General features: G+C 72.7%; 17 protein-coding genes. 3 read left to right on the top strand and 14 right to left on the bottom strand.

What is annotated here, in order from left to right:
- Nucleotides 1-15: 15 nt before the first annotated feature.
- The 4 genes from Pka01_RS23130 to Pka01_RS23145 all read right to left on the bottom strand — a co-directional run bounded on the left by Pka01_RS23130 (nt 16) and on the right by Pka01_RS23145 (nt 3,568).
- Nucleotides 16-876 (bottom strand): ABC transporter permease, encoded by an 861-nt coding sequence (locus Pka01_RS23130; protein WP_203884935.1) that lies wholly within the window; start codon nt 874-876, stop codon nt 16-18.
- 4 nt (nt 877-880) lie between these two features.
- Nucleotides 881-1,840 carry an ATP-binding cassette domain-containing protein gene (locus Pka01_RS23135; RefSeq protein WP_239115222.1) on the bottom strand — a complete coding sequence of 320 codons (960 nt, stop codon included), beginning with the start codon at nt 1,838-1,840 and terminating at the stop codon, nt 881-883.
- An 11-nt stretch (nt 1,841-1,851) separates the two neighbouring features.
- Nucleotides 1,852-2,397: a PadR family transcriptional regulator gene (locus tag Pka01_RS23140; protein ID WP_203884937.1), complete on the bottom strand. Its 546-nt coding sequence runs from the start codon at nt 2,395-2,397 to the stop codon at nt 1,852-1,854.
- 85 nt (nt 2,398-2,482) lie between these two features.
- Nucleotides 2,483-3,568, bottom strand: coding sequence for a magnesium and cobalt transport protein CorA (locus Pka01_RS23145; RefSeq protein WP_239115223.1), 1,086 nt, complete (start codon nt 3,566-3,568; stop codon nt 2,483-2,485).
- Between the two features lie 112 nt (nt 3,569-3,680).
- On the opposite strand from Pka01_RS23145, the gene Pka01_RS23150 reads away from it, so the two are divergent.
- Nucleotides 3,681-4,394: a M50 family metallopeptidase gene (locus Pka01_RS23150; RefSeq protein ID WP_239115229.1), complete on the top strand. Its 714-nt coding sequence runs from the start codon at nt 3,681-3,683 to the stop codon at nt 4,392-4,394.
- Between the two features lie 10 nt (nt 4,395-4,404).
- On the opposite strand, the gene Pka01_RS23155 is transcribed toward Pka01_RS23150, so the two are convergent.
- Nucleotides 4,405-7,524, bottom strand: coding sequence for an AAA family ATPase (locus Pka01_RS23155; protein ID WP_203884940.1), 3,120 nt, complete (start codon nt 7,522-7,524; stop codon nt 4,405-4,407).
- Entirely contained in the window at nt 7,521-8,624 is a 1,104-nt protein-coding gene (locus tag Pka01_RS23160) for an exonuclease SbcCD subunit D (protein ID WP_203884941.1), read from the bottom strand. Before Pka01_RS23160 ends, Pka01_RS23155 begins: the two co-directional genes overlap by 4 nt.
- 126 nt (nt 8,625-8,750) lie before the next feature.
- On the opposite strand from Pka01_RS23160, the gene Pka01_RS23165 reads away from it, so the two are divergent.
- Nucleotides 8,751-10,244: an alpha/beta hydrolase family protein gene (locus tag Pka01_RS23165; protein ID WP_203884942.1), complete on the top strand. Its 1,494-nt coding sequence runs from the start codon at nt 8,751-8,753 to the stop codon at nt 10,242-10,244.
- Here Pka01_RS23165 and Pka01_RS23170 read toward each other — a convergent pair.
- Entirely contained in the window at nt 10,214-11,167 is a 954-nt protein-coding gene (locus tag Pka01_RS23170) for an alpha/beta hydrolase (RefSeq protein ID WP_203884943.1), read from the bottom strand. The two genes, Pka01_RS23165 and Pka01_RS23170, sit on opposite strands and share 31 nt — an antisense overlap.
- 152 nt (nt 11,168-11,319) lie before the next feature.
- Between Pka01_RS23170 and Pka01_RS23175 the strand changes: the two genes are divergently transcribed.
- Complete coding sequence (locus Pka01_RS23175; protein WP_239115224.1) at nt 11,320-12,690, top strand: LCP family protein; 1,371 nt, start codon at nt 11,320-11,322, stop codon at nt 12,688-12,690.
- A gap of 15 nt (nt 12,691-12,705) precedes the next feature.
- On the opposite strand, the gene Pka01_RS23180 is transcribed toward Pka01_RS23175, so the two are convergent.
- Genes Pka01_RS23180 through Pka01_RS23210 form a run of 7 tightly spaced genes read right to left on the bottom strand, consistent with a single transcriptional unit; the run spans nt 12,706 to nt 22,084 of the window.
- Complete coding sequence (locus Pka01_RS23180) at nt 12,706-13,701, bottom strand: enolase C-terminal domain-like protein (RefSeq protein WP_203884945.1); 996 nt, start codon at nt 13,699-13,701, stop codon at nt 12,706-12,708.
- Between the two features lie 38 nt (nt 13,702-13,739).
- Nucleotides 13,740-15,086 carry an MFS transporter gene (locus tag Pka01_RS23185; protein WP_203884946.1) on the bottom strand — a complete coding sequence of 449 codons (1,347 nt, stop codon included), beginning with the start codon at nt 15,084-15,086 and terminating at the stop codon, nt 13,740-13,742.
- 10 nt (nt 15,087-15,096) lie between these two features.
- Complete coding sequence (locus Pka01_RS23190; protein ID WP_203884947.1) at nt 15,097-16,227, bottom strand: VWA domain-containing protein; 1,131 nt, start codon at nt 16,225-16,227, stop codon at nt 15,097-15,099.
- The gene (locus Pka01_RS23195) at nt 16,227-18,380 is read right to left on the bottom strand and encodes a DUF5682 family protein (RefSeq protein ID WP_203884948.1); all 2,154 of its coding nucleotides are present in this window, start codon (nt 18,378-18,380) and stop codon (nt 16,227-16,229) included. Before Pka01_RS23195 ends, Pka01_RS23190 begins: the two co-directional genes overlap by 1 nt.
- The gene (locus Pka01_RS23200; protein WP_203884949.1) at nt 18,370-19,437 is read right to left on the bottom strand and encodes an ATP-binding protein; all 1,068 of its coding nucleotides are present in this window, start codon (nt 19,435-19,437) and stop codon (nt 18,370-18,372) included. Before Pka01_RS23200 ends, Pka01_RS23195 begins: the two co-directional genes overlap by 11 nt.
- Nucleotides 19,434-20,786, bottom strand: a complete 1,353-nt coding sequence (locus Pka01_RS23205) for a DUF5691 domain-containing protein (RefSeq protein ID WP_239115225.1) — start codon at nt 20,784-20,786, stop codon at nt 19,434-19,436. The genes Pka01_RS23200 and Pka01_RS23205 overlap by 4 nt, the downstream gene beginning before the upstream one ends.
- Nucleotides 20,783-22,084 carry an SWIM zinc finger family protein gene (locus tag Pka01_RS23210; protein WP_203884951.1) on the bottom strand — a complete coding sequence of 434 codons (1,302 nt, stop codon included), beginning with the start codon at nt 22,082-22,084 and terminating at the stop codon, nt 20,783-20,785. Before Pka01_RS23210 ends, Pka01_RS23205 begins: the two co-directional genes overlap by 4 nt.
- Nucleotides 22,085-22,126: the final 42 nt, after the last annotated feature.

Here is a 22,126-nt window from a genome sequence, read left to right on the forward strand (position 1 = left end):
TCTGTTCAGATCTCTTCACTCAGCGCGCCGGAACTGGGTGACGGCCACCCCGAGCAGGACGACGCCGATCGCCGCGACCAGGCCGATCTCCAGGATGACGGGCAGCCGCCAGCCGAACCAGGTCACTCCGGGGTTGAGCAGCGCGTTCACCTGCGCGGGCACGTCGAGCCTGCCGAAGACCGCCTGGCGCATCGGGTCGACGGCGTAGGTCAGGGGGTTGACCGTGGTCAGGACATGCAGCCACGAGGGCAGGTTGGCCAGCGGGAACATGGCTCCCGACAGGAACATCATCGGCATGATCGCCATCTGCATGACCCCGAAGAACGACTGCATGTTCCGCATCCGGGCGGCGAGCAGCACGCCGAAGGCCGTGATCGAGAAGGCCGCGAGGAACATCTCGCCCAGCAGGGTGACGAGCAGGACCGGCGAGTACGGCACGCCGACGAGCCCGGCCATCGCGAGGATGATCACGCCCTGCGCGGTGGCGACGACGGCGCCGCCCAGGCACTTGCCGACCACGATCGCGCCCCGGCTCACCGGGGCGACGAGCATCTCGCGCAGGAAGCCGAACTCGCGGTCCCAGACGATCGAGCCGGCGGAGAACATCGCGGTCATGATCACCGTCATCGAGATCATGCCGGGGTACATGAACGTGCGGTAGTCGATGCCCGGGATCACGCCGCGCACCAGCGTGCCCAGCCCGGTGCCCATGACGAACAACCAGAGGATCGGCTGGATCAGCATCGTGATCATGCGGGTGCGGTCGTTCACGAACCGCAGCAGCTCCCGGTGGAGCACCACCTTGATCGCCCGGGCGTCGTGCGAGCCCGTTCTCGGGGGGATGCGGACCCCGGCCCCGGCCACTTCGGCTGCCATCGGTTCACCTTCCTCGGACCATGGCCCGGACCCACGCCTTGTCGTCGCCGGACTCGGCGTCGCGGATCGTGGAGCCGGTGTAGGACATGAAGACGTCGTCGAGCGACGGACGGGACACGCTGACCGACCGGATCGGCAGCCCGAGATCGGCGAACAGCCGCGGCACGAACGACTCGCCGTCGACGACGGCGAAGGTCACCTGGCCGTCGTGGACGGCGGCCTCGATGTCGAAGCGGTCCTTGAGCAGCGCGATCGTCTTGTCGTCGTCACCGGTCTGGAGTTGCACCCGGTCCTTGCCGATGCTCGCCTTGAGCGCCTCCGGGGAGTCGATCACCACGATCTCGCCGTGGTCGATGATCGCGATCCGGTCGCAGAACTCGGCTTCCTCCATGTAGTGCGTCGTCATGAAGATCGTGATGTCCTCAGTCAGACGTAATTTGTTGATATATCCCCAGATAGCGGACCTGGTCTGGGGGTCGAGTCCCACGGTGGGCTCGTCGAGGAACAGCACGCGCGGCGAGTGCAGCAGGCCGCGGGCGATCTCCAGCCGCCGTTTCATGCCGCCGGAGAAGGTCATGACCTTGCTGTCCTTGCGGTCCCAGAGGGCGACCATCTCCATGACCTGCCTGAGCCTGTCGCCGACCACCGACCGCGGCACGCCGTACAGCTCTGCGTGGAAGCGCAGGTTCTGCTCGGCGGTGAGGTATCCGTCCAGTGTCGGGTCCTGGAAGACCAGGCCGATGTTCTGGCGGACCCGGTCGCGCTGGGACACGACGTCGTACCCGCCCACCGTCGCGGTGCCGCCCGTGGGGTTGATCAGCGTGCAGAGCATGCTGATCGTCGTGGTCTTGCCGGCGCCGTTGGGCCCGAGGAAGCCGAACACCTCGCCCGGGGCCACCTCGAAGTCCACCCCCTTGACCGCCTCGACCTTTCCGTACGTCTTCTTCAGGCCTTTCACGGCCACCGCGGCATCCATCACTCGCCCTCCGAGAGAATCCTGAACATCGCCTGGCGGGTGCTCCGGAGGAGCTTCTTCGTCTCGGCGACCTGGCGGTCGTCCGCCACATGCGTGAGGTGTATGAACGCCTCGCCGAGCGCGCCCCACAGCAGCCGCAGCTCGTGCCGGTCCTCGGGGAGGCTCCGGGCCACGTCGTTCCACGGCTCGGCGTTCTCGTCCGCGCTTTCGCGGCCCCTGTCGGTCAGCCGATAGGTACGGCTGCCGCCCGACTCCTCGCCCCGGACGAGGCCCTCGTCCTCCAACTGCTGCAGGGCGGGGTAGACGGACCCGGGGCTGGGCCGCCACACGCCGCCGCTGCGCCGGGCGATCTCCTCGATCATCTGGTAGCCGTTGCGCGGTTCCTCCGTGAGCAGCCGGAGCAGGGCGATCCTTACGTCGCCGCGCCGTACGCGGGGTGCGAAGTGCGGCGGCACGGGCGGCGCGGGAGGCATCGGCGGCAGCGGGGGAAGCCCGGGGTGGGGCGGCATGGGGGCCATCCAGCGCGGGTGCTCGTCTTCGTACATCTCCTTCTCCTCAACTATCGAGATAGCGTGACGATATATCTAGATAGTTGACAGAGCAAGGCACTTTTTACGGTGCCTTGGGCGATCAGAGCCAGTCGCGGCGTTTGAAGACGAGGTAGAGCGTGAGGCAGACCACGCCCATGAGCACGACGGCGAAGGGATAGCCGACGAGCCAGTGCAGCTCGGGCATGTGGTCGAAGTTCATGCCGTAGATGGTGCCGACCAGCGTCGGCGCGAACAGGATGGCCGCCCACGCCGAGATCTTCTTGACCTCGTCGCCCTGGGCGATGCTGGCGGCGGTGAGCTTGGTCATCTCCTCGTTCTGGGCCTGGCTGACCAGGGTCGAGTTGACGATCAGGATGTCCTGGAGCATCTGCCGGAACACCGCCACCCGTTCGGTCACGGTGATGGCATGGTCGGAGACGTCACGGAGGTAACTCTGCAGCTCCTCGTCCACGCCGTACTTCGGCGAGGCGGCGATGAACCCGTCGAGCATGCCCACCAGGGGGCTGGTCGCGCGCTGAAACTCGATGACCTCGCGCGACAACGCGTAGATGCGCCGGGGCGCGGCCGGGTCCCCCCCGAAGACCTGGACCTCGATCTCGTCGATGTCGTTTTGCAGGCCGGCGACTACGGGCGCGTAGCCGTCGACCACCGCGTCGAGGATCGCGTACAGCACCGCCTGCGGGCCCTGGCGCAGGAGGTCGGGGTTCGACTCCATCCGGCGGCGCACGCGTGACAGGTCCGGCGCCTCACTGTGCCGCACGGTCAGCACGAAGTCCGGCCCGATGAAGACGTGGAGTTCGCCGAACTCGACCTTCTCCTCCTGGTCGAGGTAGCGCGCGGCCCGCAGGACCACGAAGAGTGTCTGCCCGTACCGGTCGGCCTTCGGACGCTGATGGGCGACGATCGCGTCCTCGACCGCGAGTTCGTGCAGGCCGAACTCCTCGGACGCCTTCGCCAGCTCCGTGTCCTCCGGCCGGTAGAGGCCGATCCACGCCATGGCTCCCGGACGCGACCGCAACGACGTGATCGCGGCGGCGACCGACGGCGGCGAGTCCACCCGTCTGCCGCCGAGATAAATCGCGTTGTCGACCACGCTCTCCCGGGCCGGCGCGTCGTCGGCCGACCGGGGATCCATCGAATGCTCGGGGGCGTGTTCCGCCTTCATCCGCATCAAGCCACGCAATCCACGTAATCCACGCTCAGCCACACATAGACGGTAGAGCCTCGGCGCCACAATGCGCCCGGAGGCCGTACGATTCCCCGCGGAGGTGGCCCACCTGAACGCCCTCTGGAACGAACTGACCGCGACCGAGGTCGCGCCCCCGCTCTGGCTGATCGTCGTGTCCGGCTGCGTCGCGCTCGGGGTCATCGCCTACCGGCCGTCGTGGCATGTCTCCCGCGGGCTGATCACGATCGCGCACGAGGGGGGCCACGCGCTGGTGGCCGTGCTGACCCGGCGCAAGTTGCAGGGCATCCGGCTGCATTCGGACACCTCGGGCGTGACGCTCACGCGAGGCAACCCGAGGGGTCTGGGGATGGTGGCGACCGCGGCCGCCGGCTACGTCGCGCCCTCGCTGCTCGGGTTCGGCGCCGCCTGGCTCGTCGCGGACGGCTACATCACCCTGCTCCTGTGGGCCGTGATCCTTCTGCTCGCGTGCATGCTCTTCAAGATCAGGAATCTGTACGGCGCGGTGGCGCTGCTCGCCGTCGGCGGGGCCGTCTTCAGCCTGTCCTGGTTCGCGCCCCCGACCGCCCAGTCCGTGTCCGCGTACGGAGCGGTCTGGTTCCTGCTGCTGGGCGGCATGCGCCCGATCCTCGAGTTGCAGAGCAAGCGGCGCAGGGGGCGGGCGCCCGACTCCGACGCCGACCAGCTCGCCCGGCTCACCCGCGTGCCCGGGACCTTCTGGGTGCTGCTGTTTCTGCTCGTCTCCACGGTCTCCCTGGTCAGTGGCACCTACCTGCTCGCGGTCCGGTGGATACCCGGCGCCTGACGCCTCCCCCTCACGCGAGGGTCGAGCCCGCCCGGCCCTTGACGATCCGCAGCTGAACGGGCACACGCACCCGCAACTCGGCGACGTGGCTGACGATGCCGACCGCCCGGCCGCCCTCGCGCAGCCCGTCGAGGATGTCGAGCACGTCGTCGAGCGTCTCCTCGTCGAGGGTGCCGAAGCCCTCGTCGACGAAGAGGGTGCCGATCTCGGCGCCTCCCGCCTCCGCCGTCACCACGTCGGCCAGCCCGAGCGCGAGGGCGAGCGAGGTGATGAAGCTCTCCCCGCCGGACAGCGTGGCCGGGTCCCGGTCGACTCCGGTCCACGCGTCGAGGACGCGCAGGCCCAGCCCGCCGCCCGACCGGCCCCGGTCTCCCGCGGCCCGGCGCAGGTCGTGCTGGAGCAGGTAGCGCCCTGACGACATGTGCCCGAGCCGCTCGTTGGCGGCCTCGACCACCTGCCTGAGCCGCTCTCCGAGGACGAACGCCGACAACCGCATGTGCCACTGGTTGTCGGCGGAGGTGCCGCCCGCGAGCTCGGCGAGCCGCCGGGCGAGCCGGTGCCGCTCGGCGGCGGGGCGATGGCGGGCGAGGGCGTCGCGCAACTCCGCCGCCAGGGCCGTGAGCCGGGTGGCCGTCTCCCTCGCGAGATCCCTGGCGGAGGTGCGGGCGCCGTGCTCCCGGTCGGCCTGATCGTGCTCGCGGTCCAAAGTCACGAGGTCCGGCGCGGGTTCGGCCGCCGCCGCGACGAGTTCGGGGTCGGCGAGCAGCCGCCCGACCGCCACCTCCTCACCGTCGAGGAACCTCAGGCGCTCGGCCATCGCCTCCAGATCCGCCGGCGCGCGGACCGCCGCCCCGGCGTGCTCGATGCCGGCGAAGCCCGCTCCGGTCGCGGCCTCGGCGGCCCGCGTGAGCGCCGCCCGCCGTTCGCCCTCCGCGGTGACGGCGGCGCGGGTCGCCTCGCCCGCCTCCCTGAGGAGCGCGGCCTCGTCGGTGAGCCGGTCGAGCCTGGCCGCGAGGGACGCGTCGTCGCTTCTGGCGGCATCGACCAGCGCGGCGAGCCTGCCCTCGTCGGCGGTCAGCTGCTCGTCCCGCGCCCGGGTGTCCGCCGCATCGATCGCGGCCTCCTGCGCCAGCACCGCCAGCTCGTCACGCTCGGCGGCCAGCCGGGCCGCCCGGCCGGCCAAATCGGGCACCCGGGCCGCCGCCTGCTCGGCATGCCGGAGATTCCGCTCCGCCTCCTCGAGGTCCGCGGGGTCACCGGCGAGGCGCCCCGCCTCCTCCCGCAACGCGGCGAGCGCCGTCGTGGTCTCGGCGACGCGGCGACCGGCCAGGGCGACCTGGTCGCGGAGCTCGCCGGCGAGCCGCGACGACCACTCGGCGCAGCGCGCCTCCGCCTTCTCGCGGGCCAGGCGGGTACGCTCGAAAAGGTCCTGGGCCGCCTGCTCGTCGTCGCCGCTCAACGCCCGGCCGGTGGGCGTGGCCGGCGCGGGATGGTCGGCCGACCCGCACACCGCGCACGGCTCGCCCTCGACGAGGGACGCCGCCAGCTCAGCGGCCATGCCCTCGATCCTGGCGCGGCGCACCTCCTGCAGCCGATCGCGGGCCGCCTGCGCCTCGTCGACGGCGGCGTGCCTGACGCGCTCGGCCGTCCCGAGCTCCTGGGCCAGCCGCGCGGCGTCCGCCAGCACGGCGATCCCGGCCGCGGCCGCCCTCAGCTCGTCCGGCCGGGCCCGGGAAGCGGCGAGGATCGCCTGCTCGCCTTCCGTGAGCGCCGTGAGCTCCGCCTCCAGCACGCCGGACCGCCGCGTCACCTCGGCGGCCCGCGCCGCGCCGTCCCTGGCGGCCAGCAGCCCGGGGACGCCCGCCGCGGCCAGGCGCGCCTCGTCGAGCAGCCGCTCGGCCTCACGAAGGCCCTCGGGCAATGCCGCGAGCCGTCCGGCGAGGGCCGAGCCGCGCTCCTCGAGAGCGGCGAGCCTGCGCCGGCCGGCGTCGAGGTCGGCGCGCACCTGCCGCAGGCGGATCTCCTCGGGAAGCAGTTGCCGCACGCGGGCGATCTCGTCGAGGCGCTCACGCTCCATGTCGGCCAGGACCTCTTCGCCGGGGGGCTCCTCTCCCGGCAACGCGCGGCCCGTGGCGTCGGCGGCCAGCCGCAGCGCCTTGGCCGCGGCCTCGGACCGCTGCTCCGCCTGGCGGATCAGCGGCAGCACCTGTGCGGCCCTGGCCGCGTCGTCGAGGAGCGCCTGGATGTCCGCCCGTTCCTCGGCGGCGCCGTCCAGGGCCTCACGCCTCGCGAGCGCGTCCGCGTGCCTGCGCCGGCGCTCGGCCAGCTCCCGGCCCTCCTGGAGCCGGCCCCTTGCGGTGCGCAGCCGGGTCTCGCTCGCCGTCCATGCCGCAGCCTCCCGCTCGAAGGCGGCGGCGGCGAGGCCGACGACCGTCTCCGGCTCGTCGTCCGGCACGGGGAGGTCCGCGCCCGCCGCCCCCCGCATGCGGTCGACGACGGAGTCGGCCCGCCGGCGGAGCTCCTCCTGCTCACGCCCGGTGCGCGTGCGGAGGTCGGCCAGCCACGTCTCCATATCGGTGTAGATCTTGACGGAGAAGAGCTTCTCGAGGAGCCTTCGGCGGTCGTCGCCGTCCGCCTGGAGGAAACTGGCGAAGTCTCCCTGCGGCAACATCGCGACCTGCCAGAACTGCTCGGCGTTCATCCCGAGGAGCTCGCCGATGAGGTGCCCGGCCTCGTCGGCGCGGGTGGTACGGCCGATCCACGTGCCGGTGAACTCCTCGACGACGACCTTGGCCTTCTCCTCGACCAGGCCCTCTCCCCTCTGCTTGGACCGCATCCAGGCGGGCGACCGGGTGACGCGCAGCCGCCGCCCCCGGATCGTCGCCTCCAGCGTGACGGCAGGGCCCCTCCCGGGCGGGGCGTGGTCGCAGCGCAGACTGCGGGCGCTGTCCCGCCGGCCGGGCACCCGGCCGTACAGCGCGTAGCAGACCGCGTCGAGCACGGTCGTCTTTCCTGCGCCCGTCGCACCGTGGATCAGGAACAGCCCCGCCTCGCCGAGCGCGTCGAAGTCGACCTCCTCGCTGCCCGGGAACGACCCGAACGCCTCCAGCCGCAACCGGTGCAGTCTCACAGGCTCTCCTTGATCCGGGAGGCCTCGACGGCCTCCCCGAGCAGGCGGATCTCCTCGTCGTCGGCCGGTTCGCCGCGGACCTCGCGGACGAAGTCGGCGGCCACGTCGATCTCGGCCCGCCCCGCGGCGGCGAGCGGCCGGGCGGCCGCTGCCGCCGGGCCGTCGGGTCTGAAGGCGAGCGCCAGCGTGTGCGGGAACCTGCGCCGCAGGCGGTCCATGGCCTCACGCGGACGGACCGGGTCGGTGAGGGTCACCTGGAGCCAGTGGCCCTCGCGGTCCGCGTGCCGGGGGTCGGTCAGCAGGTCGTCGAGACGGCCGGTCAACGTGCCTACGGGCCGGGGAACGGGCGCGAGGACGAAGTCGGCCCGGGCGGCGTCGAGATCCACCAGCCACGAGCCCTTGCGCTGGCCCGCCTCGGAGAAGGAGTAGGCGATCGGCGAGCCCGAGTAGCGCACGGTCTCGCTCATCACCTGACGCCCGTGCAGATGGCCGAGCGCCACGTAGTCGGCGCCCGCGAAGGCGGCCAGCGGCACGTGGGACACCCCGCCCACGCTGATGTCCCGCTCGCTGTCGCTCGCCTGTCCGCCGGTGACGAACGCGTGGGCGAGCACCACCTTCCGCCGCCCGGGGCGGTCGGCGCGGATCCGCTCCATGGCATGGGTGATCGCGGCCGTGTGGCTGCGCTCGGCCAGCTCCCAGGGACCCCTGACCAGCTCGGGCTCCAGGTAGGGGATGCCGTAGAAGGCCACGTCGCCGATGACGACCGGCTCCCACGCCCGGGCCGGGTCGGTCCGCAGGTGCACGCGCTCCATGAGGCCGGCGCCGAAGCCGAGCCGTACAGAGGAGTCGTGGTTTCCGCTGATCAGAACCGTGTGCACGCCCTCCGCCTTCAGCCGGCCGAGCGCCTCGTCGCACAGCGCGACCGCGTCGACCGGCGGCAGGGCCCGGTCGTAGACGTCGCCGGAGACCACCACGACGTCGACCCGCTCGGCCCTGACGGTCTCGACGAGATGCTCCACGAAGGCGGCCTGGGCGCCGAGCAGGCTCTCCCGGTGGAACGACCGGCCGAGATGCCAGTCGGAAGTGTGGAGGACACGCATGTCGCAGGAAGCTAACAGTTCCCTCCGACAAATGCGGCCCCACTGATCCCAAGTCCATCCGGGCCATGGAACGAGTAATGACTTAGCCTGGATTCGGTACAGGATGATCAACCGGGGAGCGGCCTCATGAACGTCGGCCGGAGCACGCTGGGTGTCGCCGCGGGTGTGCTGTTGGTCGTGCTGGCGGCGATCGGCTACGTGCTGTCCCCTCCCGCGTTCGATCCCCCGCTCCTGGCCGCGTCCCCGGAATTCAGCAGCCTGCCCGCCCAGCCGGCGTCGGAGACGAGGCCGGTCGACACCTCGACGCCGATCAGGACCGAGCACGTCAAGGTGGCCGCCAAGGACGAGACGCTGACCGCCACGATCAGGTCGCCCATGTCGCCGGGCAGGCACCCGGCGATGGTGTTCGTCCAGGGCTCCGGATCGGGCAGCGGGTCGGAGTTCACCACGCAGTCGGAGTGGCTCGCCCGGGCGGGCGTCGTGACCCTCTCCTATGACAAACGCACGGTGGGCTACGACTTCCGGCAGCGCGACTTCTCGCTGCTCGCCGACGACGCGCTGCGCATGGTGCACACGCTCCTGCAACGGCCCGACGTCGACCCCTCGAGGACCGGGCTGTGGGGCGTCAGCGAGGGCGGCTGGGTGGTCCCGATCGCCGCGGACTCCAGTGACGTGGCGTACGTGGTCCTGGTGTCGTCGCCGAACGTCTCACCCCTGCGGCAGGTCGCCTGGGCGCTGAACGAGCAGCTGGTCCGTCTGCACGCCCCGACCGGCGTGCGTGACCTGCTGACCCGCGCGATGGGCGGCGTGGGCTTCGACTTCCTGCGCCACGACGGCGTGCCCGCGCTCGAGGGCATGAAGCAGCCGATCCTCGCCCTGTACGGCACGACCGACCCCTCCATCCCCTTCGTGGAGAGCACCGAGACGCTGACCCGCGCGCTGCAGAAGGCCGGGAACCCCGACTACACGATCCGTTTCCTCCCGGGCGCCGACCACGCCATGAGGATCTCCGGCGGCCCGTTCGTCCCCGACTACCTGCCCACCCTGGCGAACTGGATCAAGGACCTTCCCGCCACGGCCAAGCCGGCGGTCCAGATCGCGGGCGCGACCCCCGTGCAGCGGTTCGAGGCGAGCGACGTCCCCGCCGCCCCGTGGTACGGCGGCGGCACGATCCTGTGGCTGACCATCTGCCTGGCCGCCGTCGGCTACGTCGCGGCGCCGGTCACCGAGATGGTCGTCCGCATCAGGGGGCGGGACACGCGCCTTCAGGCCCCGGTGGTCGACATCTGGCCCGCCGTCCGGCGCCGGCTGCGCCGGATGGCGTGGACCGGCCTCGGAGAGCTGGCGGCCGTCCTCGCTTTCATCACGCTGATCGTGCTGTTCTCGGTCAACCAGGCGGGGGCATGGCCGGCCGTACAGGCCGGATGGCTGGTCGTGCGGCTGCTCGCGGTCGTGATGCTCCTGCAGGAGGTCGCCGTGGTCGCGGCGGTGCTGAGCGGCCTGCGCGACGGCTGGCAGCCGAGCCGCTGGCAGAAGAACGTCCTGATCGGCGTCCTCGGCGGCACGGGCCTGCTGTTGCTGACCGCCGCCTACTTCGGGTTGTACGCCTTCCCCTGGTAGGCGTAGGCCGTCCAGCGGTCGATCTCGGCGAACACCCGCGTGCGTACCGGCTCCGCCGACAGCACGAGGTCGTGCATGCCGCCGGGCACGCGGACGCAGGTGACGTGCGGGCCGATCCGGGTCGACCAGCGGGCGATCTGCTCGGTGTCGAGGACGACGTCGGCGCCGTGCGCCCCCGGGACGAAGTCGCGGACCCTCAGGCTCTGCTCGGCCGCCAGGACGAGCACCGGCACGTCCACCCGCAGCCCCGCGTGGAGGCGCCGGTGCGCCCGCCGGATCGCCGCCAGCCATACGGCGTGCACGGAGAAGCCCTCGAGCGGTTTCCACGCGAGGTCGTAGTCCCACTCGCCCCGGTGGTCGCGGTGGAGGCTCGTGCCGTACGCGGTGGCGACGCCGAGCGGGAGCACCGTCTTCGGCGGCAACTTGGCCAGGACGCCGCCGAGCGCGTCGGCTGTGCCCCTCAGGAGGACGGGCACGTTGAGGTCGAGGAACGGGCTGTTGAGCACGAGGGCGTCGACCAGCCCGCGGCCGCGCACCCGGTCGGCCCACAGGACGGCGATCAGCCCGCCGGTCGAGTGCGCCATGATCGTCAGCTCGTCGCAGTCCTCCCTGACGATGCGGACGGCCTCGTCGATCTCGGGGAAGTAATCGGTGACGCTGCGGACGAGGCCCCTGGTCTGGTGAGGCAGCAGCGACCGCCCGTACTTGCGCAGGTCGAGGGCGTAGAAGCCGATCCCCTGGGAGACGAAGTGGTCGGCGAGGTGCGTCTGGAAGAAGTAGTCGGTGAAGCCGTGGAGATAGAGGACGGCCCGGCGGGATCCCGGCACCGGCCGCCGCACGAGCGTCGCGACGACCTCGCCCTCGGCGTCGCGGCCCATGGGAAGGGTGATGGCCTCGTAGTCGGGGCCGAGGATGTCGTGCACGGCGCACATCGTAAACGGCGTCGGTTAACGGACAAGAGGTGGTCAAGCACTCAGGGGTCCGGCAAACCGCGGGTCGCGACTCGCTAGGCGTCATTCGCACGTCGGTACATCCGGGGACAGACGGCTTCAATGTGAAAATGCGTTCCTGTGGTGTGTCGTCGAGAAAAGCCGCCGCGCTGATCGGCTGGGTCGCCCTGTCGGCCCTCGTGCCGGGCGCCGCCCACCTCCGGGCCGGCTGGCGGCGTACGGGGTTCGCCCTGCTCGGCGGGTATGCGACCCTCGTGGCCTGCCTGTGCGTGGTGACGGCGGTCGCCGACGCCGGCCTGGCGGGCCGGGCGCTGGCCTGGCTGACGCAGATCACCGTGGCGGCCCTCGCCGGCGCCGTCGCCTGGCTCTGCCTTGTCGTGCACTCCTTCGTCGTGCTGCGCCCGGGCACCCTGCCGCAGGGCGCGCAGGTGGTCGTCGGCCTGGCCACCGGCACGCTCGCCGTCCTGGTCGCCGCGCCATTCACCGTCGTCGCCGAGTACGCGGCGATCTCGGAACGGACGATCGACACGGTCTTCACCGAGCCGGGGGTCCCCGGCGAGCCCGTCAGGCCGGAGGACCCCTGGGCCGGCAGGAACCGCGTGAACGTGCTCCTGCTCGGCGGGGACGGGGACATCAGCCGGGTCGGGATCAGGACCGACAGCATCAACGTGGCCAGCGTCGACGTCCGCACGGGCAGGACCGTGCTGCTGGGGTTGCCGCGCAACCTCGAGCACGTGCGGTTCGCGCCGGGCAGTCCGATGGCGGCGCGCTTCCCGTCCGGGTTCCTCCTGCCGGAGTCCAGGCCCGGCTGGCGCGAGGACCTGCTCTACTCGGTGTGGCAGTACGCCGACGACCACCCGGAACTGTTCGGCGGGCGCACGGGCATGGGCCCCCAGGTGCTGAAGGAGACGGTCGGCCACATCCTCGGCCTCAGGATCGACTGGTACGCGATGGTCAACATCTGGGGCTTCGCCAAGATCGTCGATGCGCTCGGCGGGCTGGTGATCAGCGTCGACAGGGACATCACGTTCGGCACGTACGGCGAGGGGACGGTCGCCGCGGGCACCCGCAGGCTGAACGGCACCGACGCGCTCTGGTACGCCCGATCGCGCACCGGCAGCGACGACTACGACCGCATGCGCCGGCAGCGCTGCGTGTTCGGCGCGCTGCTCCAGCAGGCGGACCCGGCGGCCGTGCTCAGGCACTACGCCCAGATGGCCGAGGCGACCGAGGAGATCATCCGGACCGACGTGCCCCGGCCCATGCTGGAGCACCTGGTACCGCTGGCCTGGAAGGTCAAGCAGGCCGGAGTGACGAGCCTGCAGTTCATGCCGCCGCTCATCAGCACGGTCTCCCCCGACTGGGCCCGGATCAGATCGCTCACCGCCCAGGCCCTCGCCGAGTCCGCCGCTCCCGAAGCGGCGCCCCCGCAGCCTCTCGTCGCCGAGCCCGCGCCGAGCTTCTCGCCCATCGGCGAGGGCTGCGCCACCGTCTGAGGCCCGCCGCGGCCGTCAGACCCGGAAGGACTCCCTGGCCAGCCGGCGCACCCGCGCCTCGTCGACGGTGTGGCCGAGGCCCGGCTGGGTGAGCGGGATCGCGACGACCCCGCCGGAGGCACCGACCGGGGGCACGACGACCTGGGCGCTCTGCGGCGGCTCGGCCACGGCGCTCGGGAGCGTGCATCCCGGCAGGCTGGCCACGGCCACGGTCGCGGCGCGGGCCAGCCCCGCGCCGAGGCCGCCCATGCAGACGATGTCCCATCCGGCCTCCACCGCCCGGTCGTGCGCGGCGCGCACGGCGCCGAGCGAACCGAACCGCGACGGGCGCAGCAGCAGGGCGCGCCCCGCGTGCACGCCGACCGCCTCGTCCAGTTCGGCCACCGAGTGCACCTCGACCGCCACGGGCGCGTTCACCCGGTCCTGCAGCTCCGCGCTGGTCAGCAGATCGGCGAACGGCCGCTGGATGGCCGCCAGGTCGTAGGAGTCGAGCGCCTCGAGCTGGGCGATGTCGGTGTAGGCGCCGCGGCCGTCCACCGCGATGGCCAGCCCCGGATACGCGGCCCGGACCGCGCGGACCGGCTCGACGTCCCAGCCCGGGTGCACGTCGATCGTGACGTGGGCGTAGCCCCCGCCGACGTGGCGGTTCACCCGGGCGACCATGCTCTCCAGCGAACGGTCGGCGGGCACCCGCACGGTGGCGATCAGGGAGGTGCGGCTCCCGCCGAGGGCGTGGGAGAGCGGGACTCCGCTCATCCGCCCCCACAGGTCCCAGCAGGCCATGTCGCCGGCCGCGCCTCCGGGGATCTCCCCCAGTTCGGACGGGTGCTCCCAGTCGACGCCGATCAGGGCGGGCAGCGCCTTCTCGAGCGGGTCGTCGTTCGACGGCTGGACGATCTCGCCCCAGCCGGTCATGCCGCCGTAGTCGGTGAACTTGACCAGAGCGCTCTCAGGGCGCCTGCCGTACGGCAGGGTCATCCTGAAGATCTCGAGCTCCCGAACGCGCGGCAATGGAAATCCCCCTTGTTTCAGATCTCCATGGTGCCCGCTCAGCGGGTGTGGTCAAAACGCCCGGCGATGGCGGCGCCCGTTCCGGCCATCGCGGCGAGCAGCCCGAAGCACACCAGGTAGACGGCCACGGTGCCGCCGAAGCCCGCGAAGATCGCGCCAGTGGAGGCGACCGCGACGATCGAGAACGCGGACTCGCCGATCGACAGGGACGCGGAGTTGCGGCCCTCCTCGCCGGGCGCGGACAGCGCCAGGACGAGAACGGACAACGTCGGGTAGACGAGGCCGACGCCCAACCCGGCGACGACCCACCCCATGAACACGGCGACCACGGGGACGCCGTCGAAGACGGCCAGAGCGGTGAACGCGATGCCTGCCGCGATCAGCGCCGTCCCCACGCGGAGCACGACCGCCCTGCCGAACCTCCCGCGGCCCTGGATCCACGAGCCGAGGGACCACGCGAGCGCGCCCCCGGTGAGCGCGACGCCCGCCTGTGCCGGGCTGAACCCGCGCTCGGTCGTCAGGCTGAGCGGGACGAACACCTCGGTGGCGAAGAAGGCTCCGGCCGCCAGCCCGCGCAGCGCCACGACGGTCGGCAGGCCGCGTGCCGCCCGCAGGGTCCCCGGGGGGAGCAGCCGGGGCAGCGCGAGCGCGAGGAGCGCCAGGCCGACGACCGCCAGCGACGAGACCGGCCACGCGGCGCCGCTGCCGTACTGGAGCAGGGCGGCTCCCACGGCGGCCACCGCGCCCCACGCGAGGGCCGGGGCGAAGTCCCGGTTCGCGTGCGTTTCCGCGGGCGGCGCGGTCCGCGCCGGGAGACCGCGCCACAGGACCAGCACCGCCGGCGCCGCCAGCACCGGCACGCCCAGGAACACCCAGCGCCAGCTCAGATGCTCGGCGACGACCCCGGTGATCGCGGGCCCGACCACCGAGGGCAGCACCCAGGCGGCGGCCAGCAGCGAGAACACCCTGGGATGCGACTGCGCCGGGTACACCTGGGCGACCAGCACGTAGAGGGCGACGTTGAACAGGCCGCCGCCGAGCCCCTGGACGAACCGGCCCGCGAGGAAGATCTCCATGGTGGGCGCCGTCCCGGCGACGAGGAGCCCGGCCATGAACGCGGCGATCCCGGTCCACAGGGGCGCGCGGGGGCCCTTCACGTCGCTCCAGCGCCCGCCGGCGACCGTCGCGATCACTCCCGCGGCCAGGCCGCCGCTGAAGGCCAGGCCGTACAGGTGGTAGCCGTCGAGCTCGCGGCCGACGACGGGCATCGCCGTCGCCACCGCCAGGTACTCGAAGGCCACCAGCGTGCTCAGCGCGACCATCCCGGCGCTCAGCGCGCGCAGTCGCGGGGAGAAGACGGCGGGCTCGGTCGACGTCGCGGTCATGTCATGGACCTTACGGACGCCCGTCCGCGGGTGCCATCAGACGTTGGTCGTAGGACCTCCGCTCGATCGCCGCGGCCATGAGCTCGGGGAACGCGTCGGGCGTGCAGGCGAACGCCGGCACCCCGAGCTGCGCGAGGGCCGCCGCGTTGTCGTGGTCGTACTGCGGCGTCCCCTCGTCGGACAGCGCGAGCAGCACGATGACCTGGACGCCCGCGGCGGTCATCGCGGCCACCCGCCGCAACATCTCCTCACGCACACCGCCTTCGTACAGGTCGCTGATCAGCAGGAAGACAGTGTCGGCCGGCCTGGTGATCAGACCCTGGCAGTAGGCGATGGCGCGGTTGATGTCGGTGCCGCCGCCGAGCTGTGTGCCGAACAGCACCTCGACCGGATCGTGGAGCTGGTCGGTGAGGTCGACGACCGCGGTGTCGAACACGACGAGCGAGGTGCGCAGCGACCGCATCGAGGCGAGCACGGCGGCGAAGACGCTCGCGTAGACCACCGAGGCCGCCATCGACCCGCTCTGGTCGACGCACACGACGACCTCCCGCTGGACGGCCTGCTGCCTGCGGCCGAAGCCCACGAGCCGGGACGGCACCACCGTGTTCCGCTCGGGCAGGTAGTTCTTCAGGTTGGCCGCGATGGTGCGGTTCCAGTCGATGTCGGCCACCCGTCTCGGCCGGTGGGTCCTGGCCGAGCGGTCGAGCGCGCCGGTGACGGCGGCGCGGGTCTTCCGCTCGAGCCTGGCCTCGAGCTCGCTCACCACCTTCCTGACGACCGCCCTGGCGGACTCCCGCGCCTTGTCCGGCATCACCCGGTTGAGCGACAGCAGCGTCCCGACGAGATGCACGTCGGGCTCGACGGCCTCCAGCATCTCCGGCTCCAGGAGCAGCCTGGTCAGGTTGAGCCGCTCGATCGCGTCCTTCTGCATGATGTGGACGACGGTCGAGGGGAAGTACTCCCTGATGTCCCCCAGCCACCTCGCCACGCGGGGAGCGGAGGCGCCGAGACCGGCGTCACGCTCGTAGAGCGCCGACAGCGCGGCGTCCATGCCGGCGTCCGGGCCCTGCAGCGCGCCCTGGAGCGCGCCCTCCGACGCGCCGCCGAGCACCAGCCTCCACCGGCGTGCCCGCTCGTCCATCACGTCCTCCCCAGGATTTGCAGAACGGTCAGTACGGCTCCCGCGGCCAGTTCGTCGTCGGCGTCGGACGCCTCGCGGGCGGGAGCAGGGGCGTCGGACCGCACGCGATCGCCGATCATGCGGCGCTCGGGCGGGGCGAAGGCCCCGAAGGTGCGCCGGAGCAGCGGCAGCACGTCGACGAACGCCTCCGGTGGCAGGCCCGTGAGCCAACCGTCCACGATCGCGAGCAGCCTCGGATCGTGGACCAGCAGCAGCCCGCCGCCGGAGAGGAAGCCCTCCATCCACGCGGCGGCCCGCTCGGGCGGGTTGCCGGACGACATCGCCCGGGCCATGCGGACGGACACGTCGTCCACGGTCGCGTCGGCGTCGAAGAGGATGCGGACGATCCGGCCCTCGATGATCCCCGGCAGCCCGGTGCGCCGGGCCAGGTTCGCGAGCGTCGACTGCCACAGGTCGCTCCCGAGCAGCCCTACCGCGCTGTGGACACCGTCGATCAGGGCGGTCATCTGCCGCGCCGAGTCGTCGTCGAGGCCGACCAGCGCGGGCGCCAGGCCGGCGCAGATCCGCGCGAGCAGCGAGTCGGTGATCGCCGCCAGACCGCCGCTCCCGCGCACGTCTCCGTAGCGCTGTGCCCGGACCAGGGCGGGAAGGGCCGCCATGAGGTGGGAGACCTGCCCGTCGAGCGCGGCCTTGTCCTTGATCGCCTGCAGGATGCCGGGCAGGGCGGCGGTCAGGTCGGCGAGCAGGCACCGCTCGACGATCGAGGTGAGGTCGGCCAGCGACGCGTCCTCCCGCGCCGCGAGCTCCCCCGCCCGGGCGGCCGCCGCGTCGTCGACGGTGACCCCCCAGGGGGCCGCCTCGATGAGCGCCACATCGAACTCCGGCCGCCACTCCAGCGTCCACGACTCCCTGAAGGTGCCCTTCCCGCGGGCCTGCCGCGTCGTGCCCCACGGCACGCCGATCATGTCCAGCCGGTGCAGAAGACGGCTCCGGCCGAGATCGAGCGGCTTGCGCAGGTCGAGGTCGTGCTCGCGGGCGAGCGCCTCGGGCTTGAGGCGCAGCCGCCGCTGCTCCTCCCGCAGGTGCCGTTGCAGCGGGACCATCGGGGTCGAGCCCGGCACGCCGCCGAGCCGCTCACCCACGACCATGCGGCGCTGGATCAGCTCGACGGGCAGGTCGTCGCCTTCGCACAGCACGGCCCTGGCGGCCTCCATCACCTCCGACAGCCCGGGGAGGGGCCGGCCGCGCAGGCCGGCCAGGCTCTGCGCCAGCCGTACGGACTCGATCACGTGGGCGGAGGAGACCGGCAGGCCCTCCTCGCGCAGGACCGCGGCTGCCCCGGCCAGCCAGCGCTCGACTGGCCGGTCGGGGGCCGAGAACAGGTGGTCGTACCAGCCCGGTGAGGCGACGCCGGCGCCGTATCCGCTGCGGGCGGCGAGCCGCCCGTGCGTCCACGGCACCCACGTCATGTCGACCTTGACCTTGGGGATGCCGCGCAGCAGCCGCTCGTCACGCGCCGCGGGAGGCAGGCCGGTCAGCGCGGGAACGTGCCACGCGCCGCAGACGACGGCCACGGAGCCGAATCCGTCCTTGAGCGCGTTGCGCAGCGCCCTGCGCATGGCCGCCTCGCGCAGCGCCTCGGTTCCGGACGGCTCGTGCCCCTCGCGGAGGGCGGCCATCGCCTCGCCGACCGCGCGGAGGGTCCCGCCCTCTCCGCGATGCTCGACGACGTCGTCCCACCAGCGCTCGGGATCGTCATATCCCGCGGCCCGCGCGAGCTCCCCGATGGGGTCCAGCCGTGCGGTCTCCTCCCCCGCCGGCTCCTCCTCGGGCAGGGCGAGGCTGTGGGCGGCGGGCAGATCGCAGAAGCGCACCTCGACACCCGCCTCCCGCGCGTAGGCGATCGCCTGCCATTCGGGTGAGAACACCGCGAACGGCCAGAACGCGGCGCGTCCCTGCGCGTGCGCCAGGAGCGCGACGGGGGGTTCCATGCCGGGGTCCCCCGCCAGCGCCACGAGGGGGTCGGCCTCCGGCGGCCCCTCGATCAGGACGACGTCGGGCCGCAGCCGTTCGAGTTCGGCGCGGACGGCCTTCGCCGAGCCGGGGCCGTGGTGCCGCACGCCCAGGATCGACGGCGCGGCCTCAGCCCGCATCGCGGCAGGCCCGGTAGAAGTCGCGCCAGTCGTCGCGGTCGCGGACCACGGCCTCGAGGTACTCCTGCCAGACCACCCGGTCGGCCACCGGGTCCTGGATGACCGCTCCGACGATCCCGCCCGCGATGTCGGCGGGGCGGAGCACCCCGTCGCCGAAGTGGGCCGCGAGGGCGATCCCACTGGTCACCACCGAGATCGCCTCGGCGGTGCTCAGCGTGCCGCTCGGCGACTTGACCTTGGTCCGTCCGTCCGTGGTCACTCCGGAGCGCAGCTCACGGAAGACGGTGACCACGCGGCGGATCTCCTCCATGCCGGCCGGGGTCTCCGGCAGTTCCAGCGAGCGGCCGAGCTGGGCCACGCGCCGGGACACGATCTCCACCTCCTCCTCGGCGCTCGCGGGCACGGGCAGCACGACGGTGTTGAAGCGCCTGCGCAGCGCGCTCGACAGGTCGTTGACGCCCCGGTCCCTGTCGTTGGCGGTGGCGATGACGTTGAACCCCTTGGTCGCCTGGACCTCCTCGTTGAGCTCCGGGATCGGCAGCGTCTTCTCGGACAGGACCGTGATCAGCGCGTCCTGGACGTCGGAGGGCATCCGGGTGAGCTCCTCCACCCGGGCCAGGCGTCCCTCGGCCATCGCCCTCATCACCGGGCTCGGCGTCAACGCGTCGCGGGAGGGGCCCTCCGCCAGGAGGCGCGCGTAGTTCCAGCCGTAGCGGACGGCCTCCTCGGCCGTGCCCGCCGTCCCCTGCACGAGCAGGGTCGAGTCACCGCTGACGGCGGCGGCCAGGTGCTCGGACAGCCAGGTCTTCGCGGTGCCGGGCACGCCGAGCAGGAGCAGCGCCCGGTCGGTGGCCAGGGTGGCCACCGCGACCTCGACGATGCGGCGCGGGCCGATGTACTTGGGCGTGATCTGGTCGCCGTCCCCGAGGATGTACGTGGTCACCGCCCACGGGGAGAGCCGCCAGCCTGGCGGCCGCGGCCGGTCGTCGCCCTTGGCGAGGATGGCCAGTTCCTCGGCGTAGAGGTCTTCCGCGTGGGGGCGCAGGACGGTGGTCACGAAAGCTCCTTCGACATGTCGTGCCGGAACCGCAGGGTGGCGGCCAGCTCGGGGATCTCCTGGACGTGGCCGTGCATGGCCGGGTCGAGCCGTTCGCCCGCCAGCCGGATCAGCTCGCCGGCGTTCCACGGCTGCGTCCCGGACATCTCCACGATCTTCTTGAGTACGGCCTTGGCCAGGCGTGGACCCCAGGGCCTGGCCACACCGCCCAACATCATGATCATCTGCCCGTCGACGGGGTGCCGTGCGACGAGCTCGGCGGCCCTGGCCGACTGCTCCTCAGGCGGGAGCACGGCCAGCAAGTCGGTCAGCGGCTCGACCTCGAACAGGGCGCGGGCCCATCGCGGGTCGTGCTGGAGGATGGCCGCGCGGGTCCAGCCCATCGCGACCTCCCTGGCCCAGTCGCCGATCTTCGACCGGACGACGTCTTCCGGGCTCCGCCCCAGATGAACGGTCCAGAAGGCCAGGGGCGTGCGGGCGATCACCTGCTGCAGCCACCAGCCGCGCTGCGCCGTGCCCGCGGGGGGCCGGGGCCGCACGCCGTCACGCTCCATCGTGCTGTCGCACGCCTTCGGCGGCTCCGCGCGCAGACCGCCGCCGTCCACGACGAGGAGCCTGGCGGACCGTTCGGTCATGCGCCGGGCCAGCCGCGACTCGGGCAGCCGGGTCAGCAGGTCGGCGGCGGCCTGGCGCACCTCGCGCCTGCGGTCGTCGAGTGCCGCCTCCAGGAACGGCTCGTCGTCCATGCCCAGCCCGTCCGACAGAACGAGCACGAACGCGGCCCGGTCTTCTGGCGTCTCCTTGTCCCAGCCCTGTTCGAGCAGCTCGCGAGCTTGGCCGGGGTCTGCCGCGCGCGACGCGGTGAGGTACGCCCTCCGGTCGCCGCTGGTGCCGAACTCCCACACGTCGCCAGAGGGCACGCCTGCCGCCTCGGCCAGGAGATATTGCCACGAGGAGTTGAGCTCGGCGAGCCACCGGCCGCGTGCCCCGCTGAGGGCGCCCAGGTGCGATCGGATCGACCTGTCGCGCGCGCCGAGATCGAGCAGCCCCGGGATCAGCTGGGCGGGGACCCGCACGCCGACCGCCGCGGCGGCTTCCAGCCACTCGGGCAGCAGCCGCGCCTGCTCGCCTCCCAGCATGCGGGCGAGCCTGTCGCCTGCCGCGCGGGAGGCGAGTGGACGCGTCTCCTCCATGGCGGGAGCGGGCGGGCGACTCGTGTGAGTCCGCCGGCCTGCTCGTGCGCGCACCACCTCCACGGCCGCCTGCTCCAGCACCTCGCCGGGCGACGCGGAACGGCGGTCGGCGCCCACCAGGGCGGTGGAGACCAGGTCCTCCCATGACGTGCTCACAGCCGGACCACCTGGCCCTCCTCGTCCCATACCGTCAGCGGGCGCGACCCGCGTGGCGTCCACTCGGCGGCGACCGTCACCGGGCGCCCGCCGGACACGGCAAGCAGCCGCCAGGGCACTCCGCCCTCCGGATGCAGCGGGAGCCCGTTCCCTTCCTCGTCGGCGAGACTCCCGGTGGCGGGGATCACGCCTTCGAGGACGACGGGCCAGGAGTCGGCCCAGGGGTCGCCGGTAAGCACGCCGGCGATCCGGCCGGGCACCTGGGAGAGCTCCGTTCCGGCCGGGCGGCCGGAGGCCGCCGGCCCGTGCCGCTCCGCGACGACCGCGCGCAGCGGCGACGCCCCGGGGTAGTACGCCAGGCTGGCGTCGACGGCGGTGCCGGTGACGAGCGACGCGTCGAGTGCCTGGCCGATCGGCGCGAACGACAACACCAGCGCGACGCGGCCCGTCGCCCTGCCCTGCAGCCAGATCCGGCGCGCGACCAGCCGGTCCTGCTCCTCGTCCCTGCCGCCGATCACGTCCCATTCGTCCCTGACCCAGGGCGTGGCGAGGACGTCCTCCCTGGTGATCGGGAATCCGACCCGCGAGCGCACGGTCTCGGCGAGGCCCGCGGGAAGCTCGGCCGTCCGCCGATGCGCGACGGCGAGCAGATGGATCAAGGCGTACTCCCCCAGCAGGAGACCGGGCCAGTCCTCCTCACGCAGCACGCGGGACAGCCGGGACACCGAACCGGCGACTCCTGGCGCCTGCGCGTCCACGAGGCGCCTGCCGAGCTCGTCCCAGTCGGCGAGGCCGGTCTGCCGCGCGCCCGCGATCCCCTGCGCGATCTGGTCGGTCAGCCAGCGCTCCAGCTCGGACAGACCGGCCGTCACCCTGGTCTCCCGCTGGGCGGAACCGCCCGAGGAGCGGGCCGCCTTCGCGCGCTCGCTCGGCTCCTGCCTGTCTCGCTTCTCCTGCTTCTCGGCCCGGCTGCGCCGTTGCTCGAGCCATTCGGCCACCCACCCGGCGGGCTCTCCGCCGTCGGGCACCCCGTCTGACGCCCACAGCAGCAGGAGCCCCAGCGCGTGCTTGCAGGGGAACTTCCTGCTCGGGCAACTGCACTTGTAGGCCGGTTCGGACAGGTCCACACACGCCCGGTACGGCGTGGCGCCGCTGCCCTTGCATTCGCCCCAGACCACGTCGGGGAGGGCGCCGCTGCCCGACCACTTCCCCGGCGCGCTCACGCCGGCCGCCGCCTTCTGCGACGCCGCGTCGGGGGCCAGAGAGAGCACCTGGTCCCGGCTCCACCGTTCGATCACGCGCCGCACACTAGCCACACCCGCCGACAAATCCACTCGCCT

Source organism: Planotetraspora kaengkrachanensis, from assembly GCF_016862895.1.
GTDB lineage: Bacteria > Actinomycetota > Actinomycetes > Streptosporangiales > Streptosporangiaceae > Planotetraspora > Planotetraspora kaengkrachanensis.

Excerpts from the sequence above, each read along its gene's own strand:
- Pka01_RS23195 (WP_203884948.1), bottom strand. The coding sequence starts at position 18,380 with ATGCGGGCTGAGGCCGCGCCGTCGATCCTGGGCGTGCGGCACCACGGC.
- Pka01_RS23185 (WP_203884946.1), bottom strand. The coding sequence starts at position 15,086 with ATGACCGCGACGTCGACCGAGCCCGCCGTCTTCTCCCCGCGACTGCGC.
- Pka01_RS23145 (WP_239115223.1), bottom strand. The coding sequence starts at position 3,568 with ATGAAGGCGGAACACGCCCCCGAGCATTCGATGGATCCCCGGTCGGCC.
- Pka01_RS23130 (WP_203884935.1), bottom strand. The coding sequence starts at position 876 with ATGGCAGCCGAAGTGGCCGGGGCCGGGGTCCGCATCCCCCCGAGAACG.
- Pka01_RS23190 (WP_203884947.1), bottom strand. The coding sequence starts at position 16,227 with ATGGACGAGCGGGCACGCCGGTGGAGGCTGGTGCTCGGCGGCGCGTCG.
- Pka01_RS23160 (WP_203884941.1), bottom strand. The coding sequence starts at position 8,624 with ATGCGTGTCCTCCACACTTCCGACTGGCATCTCGGCCGGTCGTTCCAC.
- Pka01_RS23165 (WP_203884942.1), top strand. The coding sequence starts at position 8,751 with ATGAACGTCGGCCGGAGCACGCTGGGTGTCGCCGCGGGTGTGCTGTTG.
- Pka01_RS23140 (WP_203884937.1), bottom strand. The coding sequence starts at position 2,397 with ATGTACGAAGACGAGCACCCGCGCTGGATGGCCCCCATGCCGCCCCAC.